Origin of the sequence: Leptothermofonsia sp. ETS-13, assembly GCF_049200465.1 — a bacterium.
Classification (GTDB): domain Bacteria; phylum Cyanobacteriota; class Cyanobacteriia; order Leptolyngbyales; family Leptolyngbyaceae; genus Leptothermofonsia.
Genome location: NZ_CP120836.1, coordinates 25,730 through 43,959 on the forward strand (window position 1 = coordinate 25,730; position 18,230 = coordinate 43,959).

16 protein-coding genes and 2 pseudogenes are annotated in these 18,230 nt (G+C 51.0%); 11 read left to right on the forward strand and 7 right to left on the reverse strand.

The features are described 5' to 3' along the window. Positions 1–11 precede the first annotated feature (11 nt). Positions 12–1,040: a M23 family metallopeptidase gene (locus P4D80_RS00140; protein ID WP_421656842.1), complete on the forward strand. Its 1,029-nt coding sequence runs from the start codon at positions 12–14 to the stop codon at positions 1,038–1,040. Here P4D80_RS00140 and P4D80_RS00145 read toward each other — a convergent pair. Both P4D80_RS00145 and P4D80_RS00150 read right to left on the reverse strand, forming a co-directional pair. Next, the gene (locus P4D80_RS00145; RefSeq protein WP_421656843.1) at positions 1,037–1,810 is read right to left on the reverse strand and encodes an ABC transporter permease; all 774 of its coding nucleotides are present in this window, start codon (positions 1,808–1,810) and stop codon (positions 1,037–1,039) included. The genes P4D80_RS00140 and P4D80_RS00145 overlap by 4 nt on opposite strands. A gap of 82 nt (positions 1,811–1,892) precedes the next feature. Continuing rightward, the gene (locus P4D80_RS00150) at positions 1,893–2,843 is read right to left on the reverse strand and encodes an ABC transporter ATP-binding protein (protein WP_421656844.1); all 951 of its coding nucleotides are present in this window, start codon (positions 2,841–2,843) and stop codon (positions 1,893–1,895) included. Between the two features lie 135 nt (positions 2,844–2,978). On the opposite strand from P4D80_RS00150, the gene P4D80_RS00155 reads away from it, so the two are divergent. Continuing rightward, positions 2,979–3,431 carry a DUF2358 domain-containing protein gene (locus P4D80_RS00155; RefSeq protein WP_421656845.1) on the forward strand — a complete coding sequence of 151 codons (453 nt, stop codon included), beginning with the start codon at positions 2,979–2,981 and terminating at the stop codon, positions 3,429–3,431. Between the two features lie 233 nt (positions 3,432–3,664). On the opposite strand, the gene mrdA is transcribed toward P4D80_RS00155, so the two are convergent. Further along, positions 3,665–5,482, reverse strand: coding sequence for a penicillin-binding protein 2 (gene mrdA, locus P4D80_RS00160; RefSeq protein WP_421656846.1), 1,818 nt, complete (start codon positions 5,480–5,482; stop codon positions 3,665–3,667). Between the two features lie 329 nt (positions 5,483–5,811). Between mrdA and P4D80_RS00165 the strand changes: the two genes are divergently transcribed. The 4 genes from P4D80_RS00165 to P4D80_RS00180 all read left to right on the forward strand — a co-directional run bounded on the left by P4D80_RS00165 (position 5,812) and on the right by P4D80_RS00180 (position 10,339). After that, a complete protein-coding gene (locus P4D80_RS00165) occupies positions 5,812–6,936 on the forward strand; it encodes an ABC transporter ATP-binding protein (protein WP_421656847.1) in 1,125 nt (374 codons plus the stop codon). Positions 6,937–7,166: 230 nt separating this feature from the next. Continuing rightward, positions 7,167–8,291: an ABC transporter substrate-binding protein gene (locus tag P4D80_RS00170; RefSeq protein ID WP_421656848.1), complete on the forward strand. Its 1,125-nt coding sequence runs from the start codon at positions 7,167–7,169 to the stop codon at positions 8,289–8,291. 5 nt (positions 8,292–8,296) lie between these two features. Beyond that, on the forward strand, positions 8,297–9,187 hold the full coding sequence (locus P4D80_RS00175) for an ABC transporter permease (RefSeq protein WP_421656849.1): 891 nt from the start codon (positions 8,297–8,299) through the stop codon (positions 9,185–9,187). Between the two features lie 327 nt (positions 9,188–9,514). Beyond that, complete coding sequence (locus P4D80_RS00180; RefSeq protein WP_421656850.1) at positions 9,515–10,339, forward strand: ABC transporter permease; 825 nt, start codon at positions 9,515–9,517, stop codon at positions 10,337–10,339. Between the two features lie 91 nt (positions 10,340–10,430). Here P4D80_RS00180 and P4D80_RS00185 read toward each other — a convergent pair whose 3' ends face one another. Further along, complete coding sequence (locus P4D80_RS00185) at positions 10,431–10,733, reverse strand: RNA recognition motif domain-containing protein (RefSeq protein ID WP_421656851.1); 303 nt, start codon at positions 10,731–10,733, stop codon at positions 10,431–10,433. A 620-nt stretch (positions 10,734–11,353) separates the two neighbouring features. Then, a complete protein-coding gene (locus P4D80_RS00190) occupies positions 11,354–12,259 on the reverse strand; it encodes a CoB--CoM heterodisulfide reductase iron-sulfur subunit B family protein (protein WP_421656852.1) in 906 nt (301 codons plus the stop codon). A gap of 254 nt (positions 12,260–12,513) precedes the next feature. Between P4D80_RS00190 and acpP the strand changes: the two genes are divergently transcribed. The 5 genes and pseudogenes from acpP to P4D80_RS00215 form a co-directional block, all read left to right on the forward strand. Next, a complete protein-coding gene (acpP, locus tag P4D80_RS00195; RefSeq protein WP_421656853.1) occupies positions 12,514–12,765 on the forward strand; it encodes an acyl carrier protein in 252 nt (83 codons plus the stop codon). A gap of 129 nt (positions 12,766–12,894) precedes the next feature. Beyond that, the gene (gene fabF, locus P4D80_RS00200) at positions 12,895–14,148 is read left to right on the forward strand and encodes a beta-ketoacyl-ACP synthase II (protein WP_421656854.1); all 1,254 of its coding nucleotides are present in this window, start codon (positions 12,895–12,897) and stop codon (positions 14,146–14,148) included. A 210-nt stretch (positions 14,149–14,358) separates the two neighbouring features. Then, the gene (locus P4D80_RS00205; RefSeq protein ID WP_421656855.1) at positions 14,359–16,272 is read left to right on the forward strand and encodes a transketolase C-terminal domain-containing protein; all 1,914 of its coding nucleotides are present in this window, start codon (positions 14,359–14,361) and stop codon (positions 16,270–16,272) included. Between the two features lie 414 nt (positions 16,273–16,686). Then, a pseudogene (locus P4D80_RS00210) lies at positions 16,687–16,791 on the forward strand (IS1 family transposase); the annotation flags it as partial. A 110-nt stretch (positions 16,792–16,901) separates the two neighbouring features. Continuing rightward, a pseudogene (locus tag P4D80_RS00215) lies at positions 16,902–17,153 on the forward strand (hypothetical protein); the annotation flags it as partial. Positions 17,154–17,562: 409 nt separating this feature from the next. Here P4D80_RS00215 and P4D80_RS00220 read toward each other — a convergent pair. Both P4D80_RS00220 and P4D80_RS00225 read right to left on the reverse strand, forming a co-directional pair. Then, the gene (locus P4D80_RS00220; RefSeq protein ID WP_421656856.1) at positions 17,563–17,910 is read right to left on the reverse strand and encodes a hypothetical protein; all 348 of its coding nucleotides are present in this window, start codon (positions 17,908–17,910) and stop codon (positions 17,563–17,565) included. Positions 17,911–18,010: 100 nt separating this feature from the next. After that, positions 18,011–18,187: a hypothetical protein gene (locus P4D80_RS00225; RefSeq protein WP_421656857.1), complete on the reverse strand. Its 177-nt coding sequence runs from the start codon at positions 18,185–18,187 to the stop codon at positions 18,011–18,013. Positions 18,188–18,230: the final 43 nt, after the last annotated feature.

Here is an 18,230-nt window from a genome sequence, read left to right on the forward strand (position 1 = left end):
GAGGTTCGCCAATGACTTTGAAAACCCGATCCACCCATTTCTTGCCGCAAGTCCTTCAAAAATCGCTCCTGTTTCGGGGGGTGGGCCTTCTCAGTGTGCTGGCCGTTTTAAGTGGCGGTGTTGCCCGAACCCAGGAAGCCACGGAACCAGCGATGGAAGCAACCGCAGACCCAGCTCCCATTCTAGTAGGCCCTTCTTCCGTCCCTGAGGTTTCTCCCTCTATCTCAGAAGGTGTTTCCTCGGAGATTCCTATCGATCCGGTTCCGGATGTTTCCGCCTCACCCATTGAACTGGATGAGAGTTATATTGATTCCACCCAATACAATATTGGAGCGACTCAACGCAGTAGTGACCAACCACGAACAGCGGTGCGACTTCCCAGTGCGCCCAGTACCGTGCAGGTAGGACCGTTGACCGTAAACAGCTACGGCTTGAGCTTTGGGACAACTCCTTCCGTAAAAGACTATTATCGACGAACCATAAGACCGCCGGGGCGATTGGGAAATGGTAATATTCGCCTCATTTTTCCCCTATCTATTCCTGCCCCTATTACATCCCTATTCGGTTGGCGATTTCATCCAATTACGGGAGAACAGCGGTTCCACTCCGGGACTGATATTGGTGCGCCCATTGGTACACCCGTACTGGCTGCCTACGCGGGTCGGGTAGCCCTTGCCGATTTTCTAGAGGGCTACGGTTTGACCGTTTTGCTGGAGCATAACAAAGGATCGCAGCAAACCCTGTATGGTCACCTGTCAGAGCTTTTTGTGAAGCCTGGCGAATGGGTGCCGCAGGGTGTTGTCATTGGACGAGTGGGCAATACTGGACTGTCTACTGGCCCCCATCTCCACTTCGAGTTTCATCAACAAACCCCTGAAGGCTGGGTGGCTCTGGACGCCGGAGAACAGTTAGAGTATGCTCTGGCACAGTTGATGAAGACGATGGGAGTTGCCCAATTGCCCTCCGCTTCCGAGACAGCCAATACCCTGGAACTGGATTTGTCGGCAACGATGGATGTGAATTTGCAGGAACAGTCTTAGTACCCGCCCAGTTTGCCACGGCGTTTTGCGACTCGTTCGGCTGTGTGAAAGAGCCATATCCCCAGTGTCAGGTACGCCATGCCATTGAGCAGGGCGATCGCAAACTCGCCTCCGCTAAATGTTCCTCCCCTTGCCATCAGGTTTCGTAGCATCTCAGCTCCTGGCGTCATGGGTAGCACAACGCCTAGCAGTTGCAATGGCCCCGTCCAGCTATCAACGGGCACCATCAACAGTACCACCAGCCCAAATGGCAAAAAACCCAATAGCTGTTGTACCCGTTTCAACAGGAGCGCAAGGGAACCAACTGCCAGAGCCATTCCATAGGCACCCAGCAGAACCGCCAACAGGGGCAGAACCAGAGATGGTGGAAAGGACAACCGAGTCCCTGTTAACACCATGATGATGAGCAGAATGCCAATATTTTGGAGAAGCTGAATTGCTAAATTGGCGATCGCTCGCGTGATAAACACCCGCGAAGCCCCATAGGGCGTCAGAAAAATTTGCTCCAGTGTGCCCGTAAATGCCTCTTGTTGTAAGCCGCCTGCGATACTGCTCACGATAAACACAACCAGCGACCAGAGCACGTAGCCAACCACGATTGAATCCAGGCGATCGCCAAATTGAGGAATGGGACCTGCCACATATTTGGTTGTCAGAAACAACCCGTAGAACGCGATTGTAATCCCTACAACGCCAGCCACCATTTCTGTGGCATAACGCCGCAGCAAAGTCCATTCACGTTTGAGTTCAGCCAGGAAGAGTTTGAGCATTGTAGGGGGGCAGGGAAAGTGAGGGATGAGGGGTGATAGGGTAACGGAGGGATCGGGTAACGGGGGATTGGGTGAGGTTTCTTTACTCCATCACTCCCCCACCCATCGCCCCATCCACCCCTTCACCCCGCACCAGTTTGAGAAATACATCGGTTAAATTCGCCTGGTCCTTTTGAATTTGCAGCAAGGGCAGGGGCTTGAGTATTTCTAATACCTGGTAAAACAATTCAGGTTCACCGATGTGAATCGTGCGATCGCTTTGCACGTCGGCACCGAGAGCGGCGATTTTGTGCAACCGTTCCGGGTTGATCGGGGCTTCAGCCTCTATCCGGTAAGCACTACCAGAGAACCGACGGATGAGTTCGGTGGTTGGTTCTTCAGCGATGATCGCTCCATTGTTGATAATGGCAACCCGGTCAGAGAGTTCTTCAGCGATCGCCAACTGGTGAGTTGTGAGCAAAATTGCGCAGCCTTCACGGGCAATTTCTCGGATGAGCCGTTTCACGTCTTCGGTGGCTTCTACATCCAGACCCAGGGTAGGTTCGTCCAGCAACAGCAGCGGTGGTTGGTGCATCATAGCCACTGCGATCGCCAACTTCTGCTGCATTCCCCGCGAGAGAGACTGAACCAGACTCCGGTGCTTATCCATCAGATTGAACCGTTCTAATAGCTCCCGCGCCCGCAGTCGAGCTGCCCGTTGATTCATTCCCCGCAGTATCCCAAAATATTCTAAGTTTTCCGCGGGTGTTAACCGCCAGTATACGTTTCGATTGCCTTCCAAAACGGCTCCCAACAGCCGTAGTGTCTCCGGGTTTTTGTGGGGATCGCGATCAACAATCCTTACCCAACCTGCATCAGGCTGAATCAGTCCTGCAATCATTTTGATGGTGGTCGTTTTTCCTGCCCCGTTTGGACCCAAAAACGCCAATACTTCCCCTGCCATAATCTGGAGGGAAACATCCTTCACCGCAGTCACACCACCCCCCTTTTCAGTGTAAGACTTTTGCAGATGGCAGGCTTCTAAGATGATCATAAGAGTCACTTACAGACGAGGCAACAGGCAACAGGGGACAGGGGTAAACGGATTCTACCCCCATCCCCCCATTCACCCATCCACTCCCTCATCTTTCATCCTTCACTTAATTAACAATCCCTTTCTAAGATAACGATGACTAATGACCAATATGCTGCCCAGGTTAAGCAGGCGATCGCTACCCTAACCCATGACCTGCCAACCCTTTTTCAAAAAGATATTTCCTACGACATTTACAGTCAGGACATTTTCTTTCGTGACCCGGTCAACCAGTTTAAAGGCAAGTTTAACTACCGCATCATTTTCTGGACGCTGCGCTTCCACGGGCGACTCTTTTTCACCGAACTCTACTTCGACTTACATAACGTTCAACCCATCAGCCCAGACACAATCCGGGCAAACTGGACAGTCCGCGGCACTCTGCGAGTTCCCTGGAAAGCCAAAATCTTTTTCAACGGCTACTCTATTTACAAACTCAATGCTGATGGCCTTATCTATGAGCACATTGACACGTGGGATCGCCCGCCTAAGGAGATTTTGAAGCAATTTATAGAGAGAAGGAGGAGGGGTAGATGGGTGGATGAGTGAATAGGGGGAGAGGGAGAAGGTCAGCTATTAATTGTTATTTGTTAGAAAGGGCGGAGGGGGGAAGTTTTGAGGTGCTCTCCTTCGCCTTGCTTCCGAGCGTGTTCTGGAAACGGGACTCTGACTCCTCGAAACCCTGGTTCTCTCAACCCCCTTTCCAGGATTGCCACAAAAAATTTGACAAACCCTTGCTTCCCTGCTTCCTTACTTCCCCCACCCATCCACCCATTCACTCCTCAGTCAGTCAACACCTGTTCAACTTCCGCTTGTTTTGTCGGTTTTTTGTGGGGATGGAAGTAAGCTTCCAGCACTTGGCGTACCATTGGAGCGGCGACTGAACCACCACCACCGCCGGAGTTCTCGCCAAAAGCTACGACAATAATTTCTGGTTTATTCGCGGGGGCATAGGCTCCAAACCAGGTATGGCTTTTGCGCCCAAAGTCTTCGGCTGTGCCGCTCTTACCTGCAACAGGAGGTAGGTTCGGTACATTCAGAGCAGTTCCTGTACCACTTGAGACAACTTCCCGTAAACCTTCCTGTAGAATTCGGATCGTCTCTGGTTTCAGGTTCAATGGCTCCCGCCAGTTTTTAGAATCCTCATTGTCCTTCAGCAGGTGGGGCTTGACCAGATAGCCTCCATTGGCAGCAACTGCAAACATGACTGCAACCTGAAGCGGCGAGGTTTGTAAAAAGCCCTGCCCAATTGACATGTTAACTGTGTCACCCAAGAACCAGCCTTCCCCGACTTCTTTACGTTTCCAGGCATCATCTGGTACTAGGCCGGGAGACTCCTCTGAAGAGAGTTCAATTCCCGTTTTGCGACCAAATCCAAAGCGACGAGTCCATTGAATCAATGTTTTGTCGCCTATCCCCATTGCAACCTGGTAGAAGAAAGTATCACTACTCCAAGCTAGTGCTCCCACAAAGTTGAGCGGACCGAAGCCTGCCCGGTTCCAGTCACCAAACTCAATGCCACCAATAGTTAAGGAAGGATAGGTTTGCAAAACCGTGTCTGGGCTGAACTTACCTGACTCCAGCGCGGCAGTGGTGGTCACAATCTTAAAGGTGCTGGCGGGGGGAAATCCTTGAAGGGACCGGTTAACAAAGGGATGATCTTCACTTTGTAACCGCTTCCACTGGGCATCACTAATTCGCCCAGAAAAGAGATTAGGGTCGAAGGCCGGACGGCTGACCATTGCCAATACCGCACCATTGTTGGGGTCGATCGCCACAATCGCCCCTTTGCGATCGCCCAGAGCCGCCTCTGCTGCCTTCTGAACATCCAGATCCAGCGTCATGTTGATGCTCTTTCCGGCCTGGGTTTGCTTCCTGCCTAAAACCCGTACCACCTGACCCATGCCGTCTACTTCAACCTGTTGGCCGCCCCATTCACCGCGTAGCAAATCTTCATAGGCCGCTTCAATTCCCATCTGCCCAATCACATCGCCCAGGCGATACCCCTTCGCCTTGTAGCGCTCCAAATCCTGATCGCTCATTTCTCCCGTATACCCCAACACATGAGCAGCCAGGTCACCATTAGGGTAATAGCGAACGGCTTCCGGCTCCACCTGTACGCCTTCCAGCTCGCTGGCATATTCAGACAAAGCCGTCACCTGAGCCGGGCTGATGCTGCGCATGACACGAATCAGGTAAGGAGAGTTATAGCCTGCTTGCTCAATCCGCTTCTGAAGGTAACTTTCAGGAATCTTCAGAAGTTGGGCCAGCCGCTTGAACGTCTGATTCCATTCCGCTTTTTTCTGGGCCAGGGGCCAGAGATAAACAGAATGGGACAGTCGGCTAACTGCCAGAACCTTTCCCTTCCGATCGCGAATTGTGCCCCGCTCTGGCTGCTTTGGAATCAGGCGAATGCGGTTGTTGTCTGCCAGCTGGCGGTTGCGATCGCCCTCCACCAACTGTAAATACGCCAACCGACTACAAATGCCCCCCAGCATCACCAGAGAGATGAGCAGCATCAGGGCAACCGACTGATACCCCCGCCCAACAGTGCGAGCGGTTTTTTGAGGGGCATTGGAAGCAGGCTGAGTTAGGGTCATAGATTCGAAAACCGACGAAATTCTTCCAGTTCGAGATCAAAAGAGACGTTTTGTTCAGATTGAAGGGTAATCTTTTTAATTAGTAGATTGGGCACCCTAATATCCAAGATACGGCTTCATTCCATTCTGGAAAATTGGACTCATCTCAAGTAATCAGGGAAGCATCTGCCAGTCTGAATCTCATTGTCTAAATCTAACGTTTGCTCAAATCGCTTACCGACGAGTGCCAGGTGGATACAATAAACCACATGTCCAAACAGTCACTCTAGCAGAAGATCGATAGCAGAAGATCGATGAAGCTGATTGAGTTCGCTTAGGGAATCGCCATTATGTCTCAAACAGCCGCCCAGAATCAGCGTGCCATGGCAGCCGACACCGGGTTTGATGTTGAGTTACGAAAAGTGTTTAAGGTCTATGATGGCGAAGCCGCTGTCCGTGGGGTCGATCTGAGTATCCGGCGGGGAGAGTTCTTCAGTATCCTCGGTCCCTCTGGTTGCGGTAAAACCACCACACTCCGGTTGATTGCCGGGTTTGAAACTCCATCGGCTGGAGAAGTTTTGATCCAGCAGCAGTTAATGACCCAGGTGCCCCCTTACCGCCGCCCGGTGAATACGGTGTTTCAAAGCTACGCTCTGTTCGGTCATTTAACAGTTCGAGAGAATATTGCCTTCGGGCTTCGTCTTAAGAAGCGAGGTCGGGCAGAAATTGAAGATCGGGTGAAAGAAGCTCTCAAACTGGTCAAGATGGAGGCGTTTGCCAATCGGTTTCCAGCCCAGCTTTCGGGGGGGCAACAGCAGCGGGTTGCTCTCGCACGAGCTCTGGTGAATCGACCCGCGGTGGTACTGCTGGATGAACCCTTGGGGGCACTGGACCTAAAGCTGCGTAAAGAGATGCAGGTCGAACTATCCAATCTTCATCGCGAATTGGGCCTGACTTTTGTGATGGTAACTCACGACCAGGAAGAAGCTCTGAGCCTGTCTGACCGCATTGCCGTGATGAACCAGGGCAGGGTTGAACAGATTGACACCCCCAGCCAAATTTATGAACAACCCCTGACTGCCTTCGTTGCCGACTTCATTGGGGATACCAACCTGTTTTCCGGCAAGATTGAGGGGGCCCATCCAGCAATGTTGTGGGTCACAACTGATCGGGGTTTGAAGCTAAAGGTAAAGCCACCTGAACTGGGAAATACACCCTCCTCTGGCTCCGTCGTTGTAAGCATCCGTCCAGAGAAAATTCAGGTCAGCCTTTCTCCCCCCGGAGAACAAGTCAATGGGTTTGAGGGACGGTTAGTCAATGTGATGTATCTGGGCACCCATGTTCATTACCTGGTGGAACTGGAGTCGGGCGATCGCCTCACCGTCATGCAGCCCAATGCTATCAACCTGCCTGATTCAGACACGTCAATCTACGTCCATTGGGCATTTGATGACTGCATTGCAATTCCTACCTAAGGGAAGTTGTTAATTGTTAGTTAGTGAAGGGTGAGGGGAAATGCGTAGATGGATGGATGGGTGAAGGTCAGTTGTTAGTTGTTGGGTTTCCCCCTTTCCCTTTCCCCTTCGGAATCCTGACACCTGACACCTACCTCCTATTCCCTACCCCCTTAGCCCCCACCCTGTCTCCTGTCTCTTGATTTCTTTCTCCCTTCCTTTTTCTTTTTCCTTTTTCTCCCTCTCCTCCCGTGCTCTCAATCATCCCCTTTTCTACTCCTCTCACCCGTCGTCGATTTTTGTGGGCGTCTAGTGCAGCTCTGATGGGTTTTGGGCTGTCTGGCTGTGGCTGGACATTAGCTGAAGTGAGGCCCGCGACCCAGCCGCGCGGAAATAAGGATGAATTACATATCTATACCTGGTCAAGCTATGTAGATGACCTTTTACTCGACAACTTTGAAACGCTGACAGGAATTCGCGTTATTCCAGATATCTTTAATTCCAACGAAACCATGCTGGCATCGTTTCAGGCTGGCAAGGGAGCAATTTATAGCGTCATCTACCCTTCTGACTACAAGGTGGCGGAGATGATTGAGAAGGGCTTTTTAAGTGAACTGGACCATTCACGTCTGATTGGGCTGGATAATATTTTGCCGAAGTTTCAAGACCCGGTATATGACCCTGGCAATCGTCACAGTATCCCAATTAGCTGGGGAACAACTGGATTGCTGTATGATGCCAATATATTAAACCCTGGCCCAGAAGACTGGAGCTATCTGTGGGACAACCAAGACAAACTCGCTCGCCGGATTACACTGCTTGACGATGTGCGGGAGGTGATGGGTGCAACGTTGAAATCCCTGGGTCACTCCTATAACACCACCAGTCCCGATAGAATCAAGCAGGCTTACGAAAAGCTGGTGGAGCTTAAGCCTGCGATTACCACTTTTACAACGGATGCCTGGAGGGAACGCTTGCTAGCAGGAGACCTTTACCTAGCCATGGTTTACTCTGCAGATGCAGTGCGATTGATCAAGGAGAATCCCAGCCTGAACTTGAAGTACACAGTACCGAAGAGTGGTACTTCCCTCTGGAGCGATACTATGGTGATTCCCAAAACCTCTCCCAATCCGGATGCAGCCTATGCCTGGATCAATTTTATGCTGCAACCGGCGATCGCCGTTGATGTCACAGAGCGCTTATATTTCGCGACCCCCAACCAAGCGGCTTACGACCAGCTTCCTGCTCCACTTCGCGATGACAAAAGCTTGTTTCCACCCAATGAGATTATTGAAATCTGCGAACGGATTATTCCAGTGCCCCCAGAAGCCACTGAGTTATACGACCAGTACTGGACAAAACTCACGAGCAGCTAAGGACTATGAGCAATCCTCCCCTCGCTAATCGCGCCGAAACAAGCGTCGCCACTCCCCCTAAATGGCTGGAGCCGCTTGTGATGCTGGCTCCAGCAGGTATCTGGTTAAGTTTGATGCTGGTCATCCCCACGCTGCTGATTTTTCAGCTCAGTCTGGTGCCGGGAATTCGACCGGGGCAAGTGGTTAATCCTTCTGGCTTAGACAATTACTTCAGGATCTTTCAACCTGACTATTTGCCAGTCCTGTGGCGATCGCTCTTCTTTTCCATTAGTTCGACGGCTCTCTGCCTGCTGATGGGGTTCCCCGTCGCCTATTGGATTGCCCTGATGGTACCCAAACGCTGGAAAAATCTGGTACTGCTGGGCTTTGTGCTGCCACTCTGGACTTCTTCCCTGCTGCGCTCCTATGCCTGGATTACTATTCTACGCCCGACTGGGGTCATCAACAGCTTGCTGAAAGCGATTGGGCTTCCTCCCCTGGATATTCTCAACCGCGAACCTGCCGTCCTGATTGGCATGACCTACAGCCTTTTGCCCTATATGGTGCTGATTCTTTACGCCTCCCTGGAAAAGCTGGACAGGCGGCTTCTAGAGGCTGCCGCAGATTTAGGGGCCACTCCCCCGCAAGCTTTCTGGAAAGTGACCATCCCTCAGGCGAAGAGTGGAATCGCAGCAGGCTCACTGCTGGTCTTTATTGCCTGCATGGGTGATTTTGTCAACCCAGAACTGCTAGGTGGTGCCTCCAGCATGACTATCGCCCGACTAATCTATAACCAATTCCTGGGAGCGACCCAAAACTGGGGCTTTGGCTCGGCACTCAGTATGATATTGATTTTGATTGTGAGTGTGGCGATCGCACTACAAATCCGTTACGGCGACTCCTCTCTCCGGGGGTAGGGGAAAGAGTGCAGAGAGTTAGAGAAGTGAGGGAGTGGGAGGGTGGATGAGTGGATGGATGACAGAGTAATGGAGTGGATGGGCAGATAATTTTTGAGTTTTTACCTCACACCTTACATAATTAACAACTAACCTTCATCCTATCATTCTCTTACTTAACCCACCCCTTCATCCCTCACTGGTCTAACAACTACAGCCGTAGCCACCAGGCTTAGGTTAGGACGGGTTACAGGGGTGGAACCCCCGGCTAGGGGCGCAGCCCCCACACCTTCTAAACCCAGTGTCCTAAGTAAACTGGCGACAGCTATAACAACTAACAACTTCCCTATGATCAACCCCAAACCCAAGTCCCCCTTTTCCTGGCAGGCTGCCTTTTCCCTACTGATGTTTGGGTTTATGTATCTGCCAATCGCCGTCCTGGCGTTTTATAGCTTTAACCAATCGCCCTACAGTGCCGGTTGGAAAGGGTTTACGTTGAAATGGTACATCAAATTTTTTAATGACAGTCGGATTCTCATAGCCCTGGCGACTAGTTTGCAGGTCGCAGTGCTGGCAGTGGTGATTTCGGCGGTGATTGGGACGTTAATGGCGGTGGGTCTGGCTCGCTACCGTTTTCCGGGCAGGGGGATTTACCAGGGAGTTGCCTATCTACCATTAATCGTGCCGGATATTGCAATGGCGGTGTCTACACTGGTTTTCCTGGCAGCGATCGCTATTCCCCTTACAGGCGGAGTCATTCAACTCAGCCTGTGGACTGTAGTTGCAGCCCATGTTGTCTTCTGTTTGTCTTATATCGCCTGGGTGGTTTCCACACGCCTCACTGACCTCAATCCCCATTTAGAAGAGGCCGCTCTGGATCTGGGAGCCACTCCAACTCAAGCATTCGTTCAGGTTTTACTACCAGAACTTGCACCGGCCATCCTTTCAGGATGCCTGTTGGCGTTTGTATTAAGCCTGGACGACTTCTTAATTGCCAGCTTCACAGCTGGAGGAGGGGTTACCACCCTACCGATGGAAATCTTCAGCCGCATTCGTACAGGCGTGAAGCCAGATATCAATGCTCTCAGCGTCGTTTTGATTCTGGCGACGGGAATTGTATTCTCCATTTCAGAACAAATTCGCTTCCGCAGTGAACAGAAGCGAACAAAATAGCTTAGAAAAATAAACTCTTGACCTTGAATACAAAAATCCAATCCACGCGGATTTTGATTGCTCCAAAGTCAAGAATTTAATGTCTCAAAGATTAGTAGCGGCGAGAGTAGCCTCTGGCGTTACCTCCAAAGCTACCACCGGGTTTACGCTCCTCACGGGGTCTAGCTTTGTTGACCTTTAGGTCACGACCCATCCATTCAGCACCATCTAGAGCTTCAATGGCAGCCGCTTCCTCGTCATCAGTTGACATTTCCACAAAGCCAAAGCCACGTGGGCGACCGGTTTCACGGTCCGTAGGCAACTGGACCCGTTTAACGGTTCCATATTCAGCAAAAATAGCAGATAGTTCGTCCTGGGTAACGGCGTAGGAAAGGTTACCTACATAAATTGACATGGAGATCTCCGGAAATTGCACAGTTTAGAGATTTAAATCCGGAGAGAAGCCTGTTGAATATTTCACAAACAACGCAACCGAATCAAATACTCGATTTTTACGTTAACACAGGATCAAGTTCTGCAAACGCTATTTAGAAACATAATTCAGCATTGCCAGGGAGGTGAAAACCAGGAGGGGGGGATAGGGGGCAAAGCGATAATGAGGAAAGAAATGCGGATTCAGAGAGCAGGGGGGATAGGCGGCAAAGCGACAGTAAAGTAAAGCAAAGTAAAGATTTATTAATCAATAATGATTTATTTATTAATTAATAATGATTTCAGTTCTAACGATGTCCACATTATCCCTGTTTGTCTTTGATAGTCACTCTAGCAGCACGAGATTGACTTTTATAGCCTTTGCCAGGTTGCTTAGGAACTTGGTTTTAAGGGAGTGTGGGGGCTGCGTGCGCCCCCAGCCAGGGGTTCCACCCCTGCACCTCGTCCTACCTGGTGCTATCGCTATAGCATTGGTTACCTGGCATTCAAAGCTGTCGCCCGGGCTGGCAACTCGTAAAAGCCTGTCTATCCGAGAAGGATGTCGTTCGCCCGTACAGGAATAAATTTTTTCTTAGAAATCTCCTACAACCCTAACTTCTCAAGTACCGGACGTGTAGAAACGATATGGCGATTGAGCCCCAATATTTGAGGACTAACGCCTAACGCTAGAGCAACCAGTTGAGACAGATGCAAAATTGGCAGGTTGAGCTTTTGCCCAATCACTTTTTCGACTTCGGGCTGGCGTGAATCCAGGTTTAGATGGCAAAGGGGGCAGGGCGTAACAATACAGTCTGCTCCCTGGGCGATCGCTTCTCGAATATGCATCCCCGCCATCGTAAACGCCTGCTCTGTTGCATAGCTGGAAAGCGGCCAGCCACAACACTGAGTCCGCCCCCGGTAGTAAACAGGCGTCGCCCCAACCGCCCGAACTACATTCTCCATCGACTGGGGATTGTAAGGGTCATCAAAGGGAATGTGGGATTGGGCCCGCAGCAGATAGCAGCCGTAAAAAGCGGCACACTTAAGCCCAGCGAGCTTACGAGTTACCTGCTTTGCAAGGGCTTCCAGGCCGTAGTCTCCCACCAGTGCCCAGAGCAAATGCCGGACTTCAGTGGTTCCCCGGTAGGGGGAGCAGCTTTCCTTCTTGAGCAAATCGTTGACTTGCTCAATATAAACTGGATTGGATCCCTGTTGGTCTTTGAGCCGCTCATCGACTCGCCCAATCACCCCCTGGCAAGTGCTGCAATGGGTCAGTAGTGGCAGATTCAATTCTTCTGCTAAAGCAATATTGCGAGCGTTCACCGTGTCTTCTAGTAGCTGGGAGTCTTCCTTAAACGTACCGGAACCACAGCAAGAAGCTTTCTTTAACTCAATCAGCTCAATTCCAAGGGCTTGGCTCAGAGCCTGAGTTGATTGATATAGTTCCCGGCAGGCTCCCTGTGCGACACAGCCGGGAAAATAAGCGTATCTGAGTGTTGAAGATGGCATGGTGAGGTTAGGGAGTAGGAAGTTGGAAGTAATTCCCAGTGTAGAACTTCGTTCAAACCGTTAGCATTCCTTTATTTCCCCACCAGTTTGGAAAGCGACCATCTCTGATTCGGGCGATCGCGCTTTCAGATAAGATGAGAAAATGCTCAAGTTGCTTGTGCCCCTGAATGAGTCCTTATGGTTCTGGATGGGCATAGGCACTGGAGCGAATGTTTAAATACATAGTCTTGCCGCTACGCCCATTGAGGAAGTTTATGACCGACACAGAGATTTTCGAAAAAGTTCAAAAGATTGTAGCTGAGCAACTGGGGGTTGAGACCAGTGAAGTAACGCCCCAGGCAAGTTTTGCTAATGACCTGGGAGCAGATTCCCTGGATACAGTGGAGCTGGTTATGGCTCTGGAAGATGAGTTTCAAATTGAAATTCCAGACGAAGCCGCTGAGGAAATTGCGACTGTTCAAGCAGCGGTAGACTATATCAGTAACAAAGTTACCGCCTCTGCATAATTGAATTCTGAGTTTTGAGTTAAGAGTTTTGAGTGGAAAGAGGTTGGGGATGACGAACAATTCCCATTCCTTAACACTCACTTTTAACTCATCACTCATCACTATTTCCTACCAAGTGACGTTGAAGCCATGACCAGTGTTGACCGTAAGCGTGTCGTTGTTACAGGACTAGGCGCAATTACACCCATTGGGAACACCCTGACTGAATACTGGGAAGGACTAATGAGTGGGCGCAATGGCATCGGCCCGATTACGCTATTTGATGCATCCCGGCATGATTGCCGAATTGCCGGAGAGGTGAAGGGGTTCGACCCTTATGCCTATCTAGATAGGAAGGATGCCAAGCGTATGGATCGATTTGCCCAGTTTGCGATTTCTGCTAGTCAGCAAGCGATCACCGATGCCCAATTTGTCATCAACGACCTGAATGCAGAGCAGATAGGGGTATTGATTGGTACGGGAATTGGTGGCTTAAAGGTGCTGGAAGATCAGCAGGAAATTTACCTGACTAAAGGCCCTGATCGGTGTAGCCCCTTTATGATTCCTATGATGATTGCAAATATGGCGGCTGGTCTCACGGCAATTCACACTGGCGCAAAGGGTCCCAACTCCTGTTCTGTAACAGCCTGCGCGGCGGGTTCTAATGCGATTGGGGATGCATTTCGTCTGGTTCAGCAAGGCTACGCCCAGGCTATGATCTGCGGTGGAACAGAAGCTGCGGTAACTCCCCTTTCGGTTGCCGGATTTGCGGCCTGTCGAGCCATGTCTGTTCGTAATGAGGATCCTGCCCATGCTAGCCGACCGTTTGACAAGGACCGTGATGGCTTCGTGTTAGGGGAAGGGTGTGGCATTCTCTTGATTGAAGAATTGGAACATGCCTTAGCACGGGGGGCCCGTATCTATGCTGAAATTGTGGGCTATGGGATGACCTGTGATGCCTATCACATGACTTCACCTGTTCCCGGTGGAGAAGGGGCAGCACGGGCGATTTCTCTGGCGCTAAAGGATGGCAACCTGACCCCTGACCAGGTCAGCTATATCAACGCCCATGGCACCAGTACCCCAGCCAATGACCCCACAGAAACAACTGCCATCAAAAAAGCAATTGGAGAACACGCTTACAAAATTGCAGTCAGCTCCACAAAATCGATGACTGGCCACCTCCTGGGTGGTTCGGGCGGGATTGAAGCGGTGGCAACGGTAATGGCGATCGCCCGCGATCAAGTACCCCCTACCATTAATCTGGAAAATCCTGACCCAGAATGTGACCTCGACTACGTGCCCAATCACAGCCGAGAAATGCCCGTTGAAGTAGCCCTATCCAACTCCTTCGGTTTTGGAGGACATAACGTGACTCTGGCTTTCAGGAAGTATCGGCCATAGTCGGCAATCCGGAACCCAAAATGGTAAGCTGTAAAGCGTTTAACTCTATTGCAGAGCAACGAGTTAAGCGCTTTACTTTTTTTACTAAAAGGCCTGATACAGACGGGCCCTTTTGTCTCGCTTATAACCGTATTTTGTCAACTTATAGCATTCGCTACGCGCCATTGGTGTTAGCTGCCCAAACCTTGCTCCACACAGGACAACATGCTTATGACCACTCCGATAGCTCGCTTCCCAATTGACCTCAGTGCTTACAAACTTGTAGCACTCAATCCTAATAGTCCTACCCTCTCCGCCGAACAGCGGGAGGCATTGAAATTCAATATTCAGCTTTGTCGGGATGCGATCGTCTTCTTCACTGCAACAGGAGCAGCGCACGGCGTTGGTGGTCATACCGGCGGCCCCTACGACACCGTCCCAGAGGTCATGATCCTGGATGCCCTTTTCCGGAGCGCACCAGATCAATTCGTCCCCATTTTCTTTGACGAAGCGGGGCATCGCGTTGGCACCCAATACCTGATGGCGGCACTACGCGGCGACCTACCTCCTGAACAGTTAATGAACTATCGGCTCGCCCATTCCAAGCTACCTGGACATCCCGAATTGGGCTTGACCCCTGGTGTTCAATTCAGTTCCGGTCGCCTCGGACACATGTGGCCTTACGTCAATGGCGTTGCCATGGCCAATCCTGGAAAAACCGTATTCTGTCTGGGGTCAGATGGCTCTCAGCAAGAAGGGAACGACGCTGAAGCGGCTCGTCTGGCAGTGGCCCAACATCTCAACGTGAAGCTGATTATTGACGACAACGATGTGACGATCGCCGGCCACCCCTCCAGATACCTGCCCGGCTTCAGCGTAGCAAAAACCCTGGAAGGTCATGGAGTCAAAGTATTGCAGGGGGATGGAGAAGACCTGGATGATCTATATGTCCGCATCATTGAAGCGATTAATACTCCGGGGCCGATTGCCGTCATCAACAAGCGTCCCATGTGCCCTGGCATTGATGGGTTAGAAGGTTCTAATCACGGGCATGACGTGATTTCAGTTAAACTGGCGCTGCAATATCTGGAGCAGCGCGGCCATACTGCAGCCGTCGAATATCTCAACAATATTCAAAAACCCAAACAAGATTATGTGTTTCTAGGCGTGAGTGAAAAATGGGATTCCAACCGGAACGTGTTTGGTGATGCCGTCAATGCCATGCTGGATCGGATGAGCGAAGAAGAACGGAAAGCCAAAGTAATGGTCATTGACAGTGACCTGGAAGGCTCCTGTGGCTTGAAGAAGATTCACGACGCTCATCCCGAAATCTTTATCCCCTCCGGAATTATGGAGCGGGGTAACCTCTCTGCTGCTGCCGGGTTTGGTATGGAAAAAGGGAAACAGGGCATCTTCGCTACCTTTGCTGCATTTCTGGAGATGTGCATTTCCGAAATCACAATGGCGCGGTTGAACTACTCCAACCTCCTCTGCCATTTCTCCCACTCCGGCATCGACGATATGGCAGACAACACCTGCCACTTTGGCTTAAATAACTTCTTTGCCGACAACGGCTTAGATGATGGCTACGATACCAAACTCTACTTCCCAGCAGACGCCAACCAGATGAAAGCAGTTGTGGAGGCCGTATTCTTTGATCCAGGACTGCGTTTCATCTTTTCCACCCGTTCCAAGACACCGATTATCCTCAACCATGATCGCAGTGAAATGTTCGGCGAGGGTTACACCTTCGTTCCAGGCAAAGATGAAGTGGTGCGCGAAGGGACCGCAGGCTATATCGTCAGCTTTGGTGATGCCCTGTACCGCGCTCTGGATGCAGTAGAACGCTTAAAGCAAGAAGGCATCAATGTTGGCTTGATCAATAAACCAACTTTGAATGTGGTAGATGAAGCGATGATGGCGAAACTAGGCAAGGCCTCCTTTGTGGTTGTCGTTGAGTGCTTTAACCGCAAGACGGGTTTGGGCAGCCGTTTTGGTTCCTGGCTCCTGGAGCGGGGTTATACTCCCAGGTTTGCCTACCTGGGTACCCATGAAGAAGGCTGCGGTGGACTCTGGGAACAGTACCCTCACCAGGGCATTGATCCGGCTGGCATCATGAAGAAAGTGAAAGAACTGGCCACTTAGAGCGTTAGTGCAATGTAACGCACCATCTGTAAGCTTTTGGTGCGTTACGGCTTTGCCTGATACACCCCACCTCATCAAATTTGCATTCCTTAAGTGGATTAAGGACTGTGCGATCCGTAGGGATGCTCTACAGAACGTCCTTACCACGGCATTGCTAAATTTGGGTATGAACTCCTTTCACCCTCACCCTAGCCTCTCTCAAAGGGCTACTGTATATATAAGCCCCATGGGGAGAAGGGCTAGGAACGAGGGCAAATTTATCTCAAGCGTCAGCAGGTGCCTCAGCATTACCCTCACCGTAAGGTGTGGCGCGAAGGGTTAGAAGTTGTTATGAAAATCAAGGAGTCTCAGGGACAAAAACGAATTGCCTGGGTTTACACAGTGCATCCCTGGCCGGCGGTCAGTGACTCGTCTGAGGTTCATGCCAATCATCATGAAGCGCCAAACAGGGCCCTTAGACGATGCTGTAGTGCTTATCGCAGACGACAGAATCTTTATGCCAAGAAGGGTGAGGGATTATAGCGGTAGTCATTGTGGTTAGGATGGGGTGCAGGGGTGGAACTCCTGGCTGGGGGCGAAGCCCCCACTCCCTCTCTAATTCCAATGTCCTAACGCACCTGCGTAGAGCTATAAAACAGGTATTAGATGTGCAGCGATTGCTTCATAACTGGGTGCGCCCTCATTGGGGGTTGGACAAGGGCGCTACTCCAGCAATGGCAATGGGGTTTTGCAATCGTCCTTTATCAGTGCAAGAACTCCTCACCCAGAGAGGCCTTACCTCAGTCATTTATTATCAGTCATTCATTAGAAGACCAGTGCCCTGCTCAACAACATCCCACTTGCTAATAACTGCTAATAACAAAGTGAATGGGCTTACGTGAGCCTTGCATTACATCGACCATATTGCGTAGGTCGTTAACCGTCCAAACTGTACCTAACCTACCTAATTGACTAACAAAACTTGAAAAGGAGGGAGGCTAAGCCCTTGGTAAAAGAGCACTCACGGATTAGTGTGAAAGTTATAGCGGTAGTCATAGTTGATGATGCGATGGCGAGGCTTGCGTAGATACTGACAGAAATTCTTAGCCGCTCTCTTGTTCAACGGCTCAAACAAGGTCAATACGGCATCGACCCTACCTTGCCCAGCTGCGCTTCGGCTTGGTTGATACGTTTGATAGAACCACCGACTTTGTTGAGATTTTTTCTACCAGGTGATACCAGTCAAGCACCTCTCGACGCTCTGCCTCAGCACCCATCTGAGCCACCAGATTCCAGACCCCGTCATGACTGTCACCTAGGCAGCTTAAAGGGGTTGCCAAGGGCTGTTGATTGACCCACTCGACCAACTTCGTTCTGCTGGTAGCAGGCGACAATGGCAGCTTCGCTGGCAACGGCTTTGTAGTCCTTCCATTGGCAGGGTTCGCCCACAGGTGTGCGCAGACGCACCTTACCGCCATCGACACTGACTTCTTCTAGCACTGACAACTCTGGTTGAGCGAAGTCATGGGACTGCACCAGACGCTGCTGCGTCTTGGCCGGTACTCGCATACCTGTTAAGTAATGGATATCGTCCCAAGCTTGGGCATAGGACACGTTGGCGCTGATGCGCAGACAGCAGTTCTCTAGATGCGGACTCATCTGACAGTAGGCTCAACCGACAGGCGCTCTGCCTGAGCACTGGTCAACACCAACTCCCCTAATGCTTTTGAGTGTTCGTTCTCTGCCTGCCTGCGTGCCGCTAACTGAGCCGATAAAAACGCCCCACCTCTGGACTCACATGGGTTTGAATCTGTTTTCGCACCTTCAGCTTGATAGCTTCGAGTGTCTGCATCGTCGCTAGGTCACTGTCTTCGTCAAGGATTTTGGCAATTGCATCGAGATGCGGTTGCAGTTGGGCTTTTTGCTCTGGGGTCATGTTCGCTACCAAGGGTTACGATAGCTATATCCTCCACCCTCTC

Coding starts and splice junctions, on each gene's coding strand:
- P4D80_RS00140 (WP_421656842.1), top strand. CDS start 12: ATGACTTTGAAAACCCGATCCACCCATTTCTTGCCGCAAGTCCTTCAA.
- P4D80_RS00145 (WP_421656843.1), bottom strand. CDS start 1,810: ATGCTCAAACTCTTCCTGGCTGAACTCAAACGTGAATGGACTTTGCTG.
- P4D80_RS00150 (WP_421656844.1), bottom strand. CDS start 2,843: ATGATCATCTTAGAAGCCTGCCATCTGCAAAAGTCTTACACTGAAAAG.
- P4D80_RS00155 (WP_421656845.1), top strand. CDS start 2,979: ATGACTAATGACCAATATGCTGCCCAGGTTAAGCAGGCGATCGCTACC.
- mrdA (WP_421656846.1), bottom strand. CDS start 5,482: ATGACCCTAACTCAGCCTGCTTCCAATGCCCCTCAAAAAACCGCTCGC.
- P4D80_RS00165 (WP_421656847.1), top strand. CDS start 5,812: ATGTCTCAAACAGCCGCCCAGAATCAGCGTGCCATGGCAGCCGACACC.
- P4D80_RS00175 (WP_421656849.1), top strand. CDS start 8,297: ATGAGCAATCCTCCCCTCGCTAATCGCGCCGAAACAAGCGTCGCCACT.
- P4D80_RS00180 (WP_421656850.1), top strand. CDS start 9,515: ATGATCAACCCCAAACCCAAGTCCCCCTTTTCCTGGCAGGCTGCCTTT.
- P4D80_RS00185 (WP_421656851.1), bottom strand. CDS start 10,733: ATGTCAATTTATGTAGGTAACCTTTCCTACGCCGTTACCCAGGACGAA.
- P4D80_RS00190 (WP_421656852.1), bottom strand. CDS start 12,259: ATGCCATCTTCAACACTCAGATACGCTTATTTTCCCGGCTGTGTCGCA.
- acpP (WP_421656853.1), top strand. CDS start 12,514: ATGACCGACACAGAGATTTTCGAAAAAGTTCAAAAGATTGTAGCTGAG.
- fabF (WP_421656854.1), top strand. CDS start 12,895: ATGACCAGTGTTGACCGTAAGCGTGTCGTTGTTACAGGACTAGGCGCA.
- P4D80_RS00205 (WP_421656855.1), top strand. CDS start 14,359: ATGACCACTCCGATAGCTCGCTTCCCAATTGACCTCAGTGCTTACAAA.
- P4D80_RS00220 (WP_421656856.1), bottom strand. CDS start 17,910: ATGAGTCCGCATCTAGAGAACTGCTGTCTGCGCATCAGCGCCAACGTG.
- P4D80_RS00225 (WP_421656857.1), bottom strand. CDS start 18,187: ATGACCCCAGAGCAAAAAGCCCAACTGCAACCGCATCTCGATGCAATT.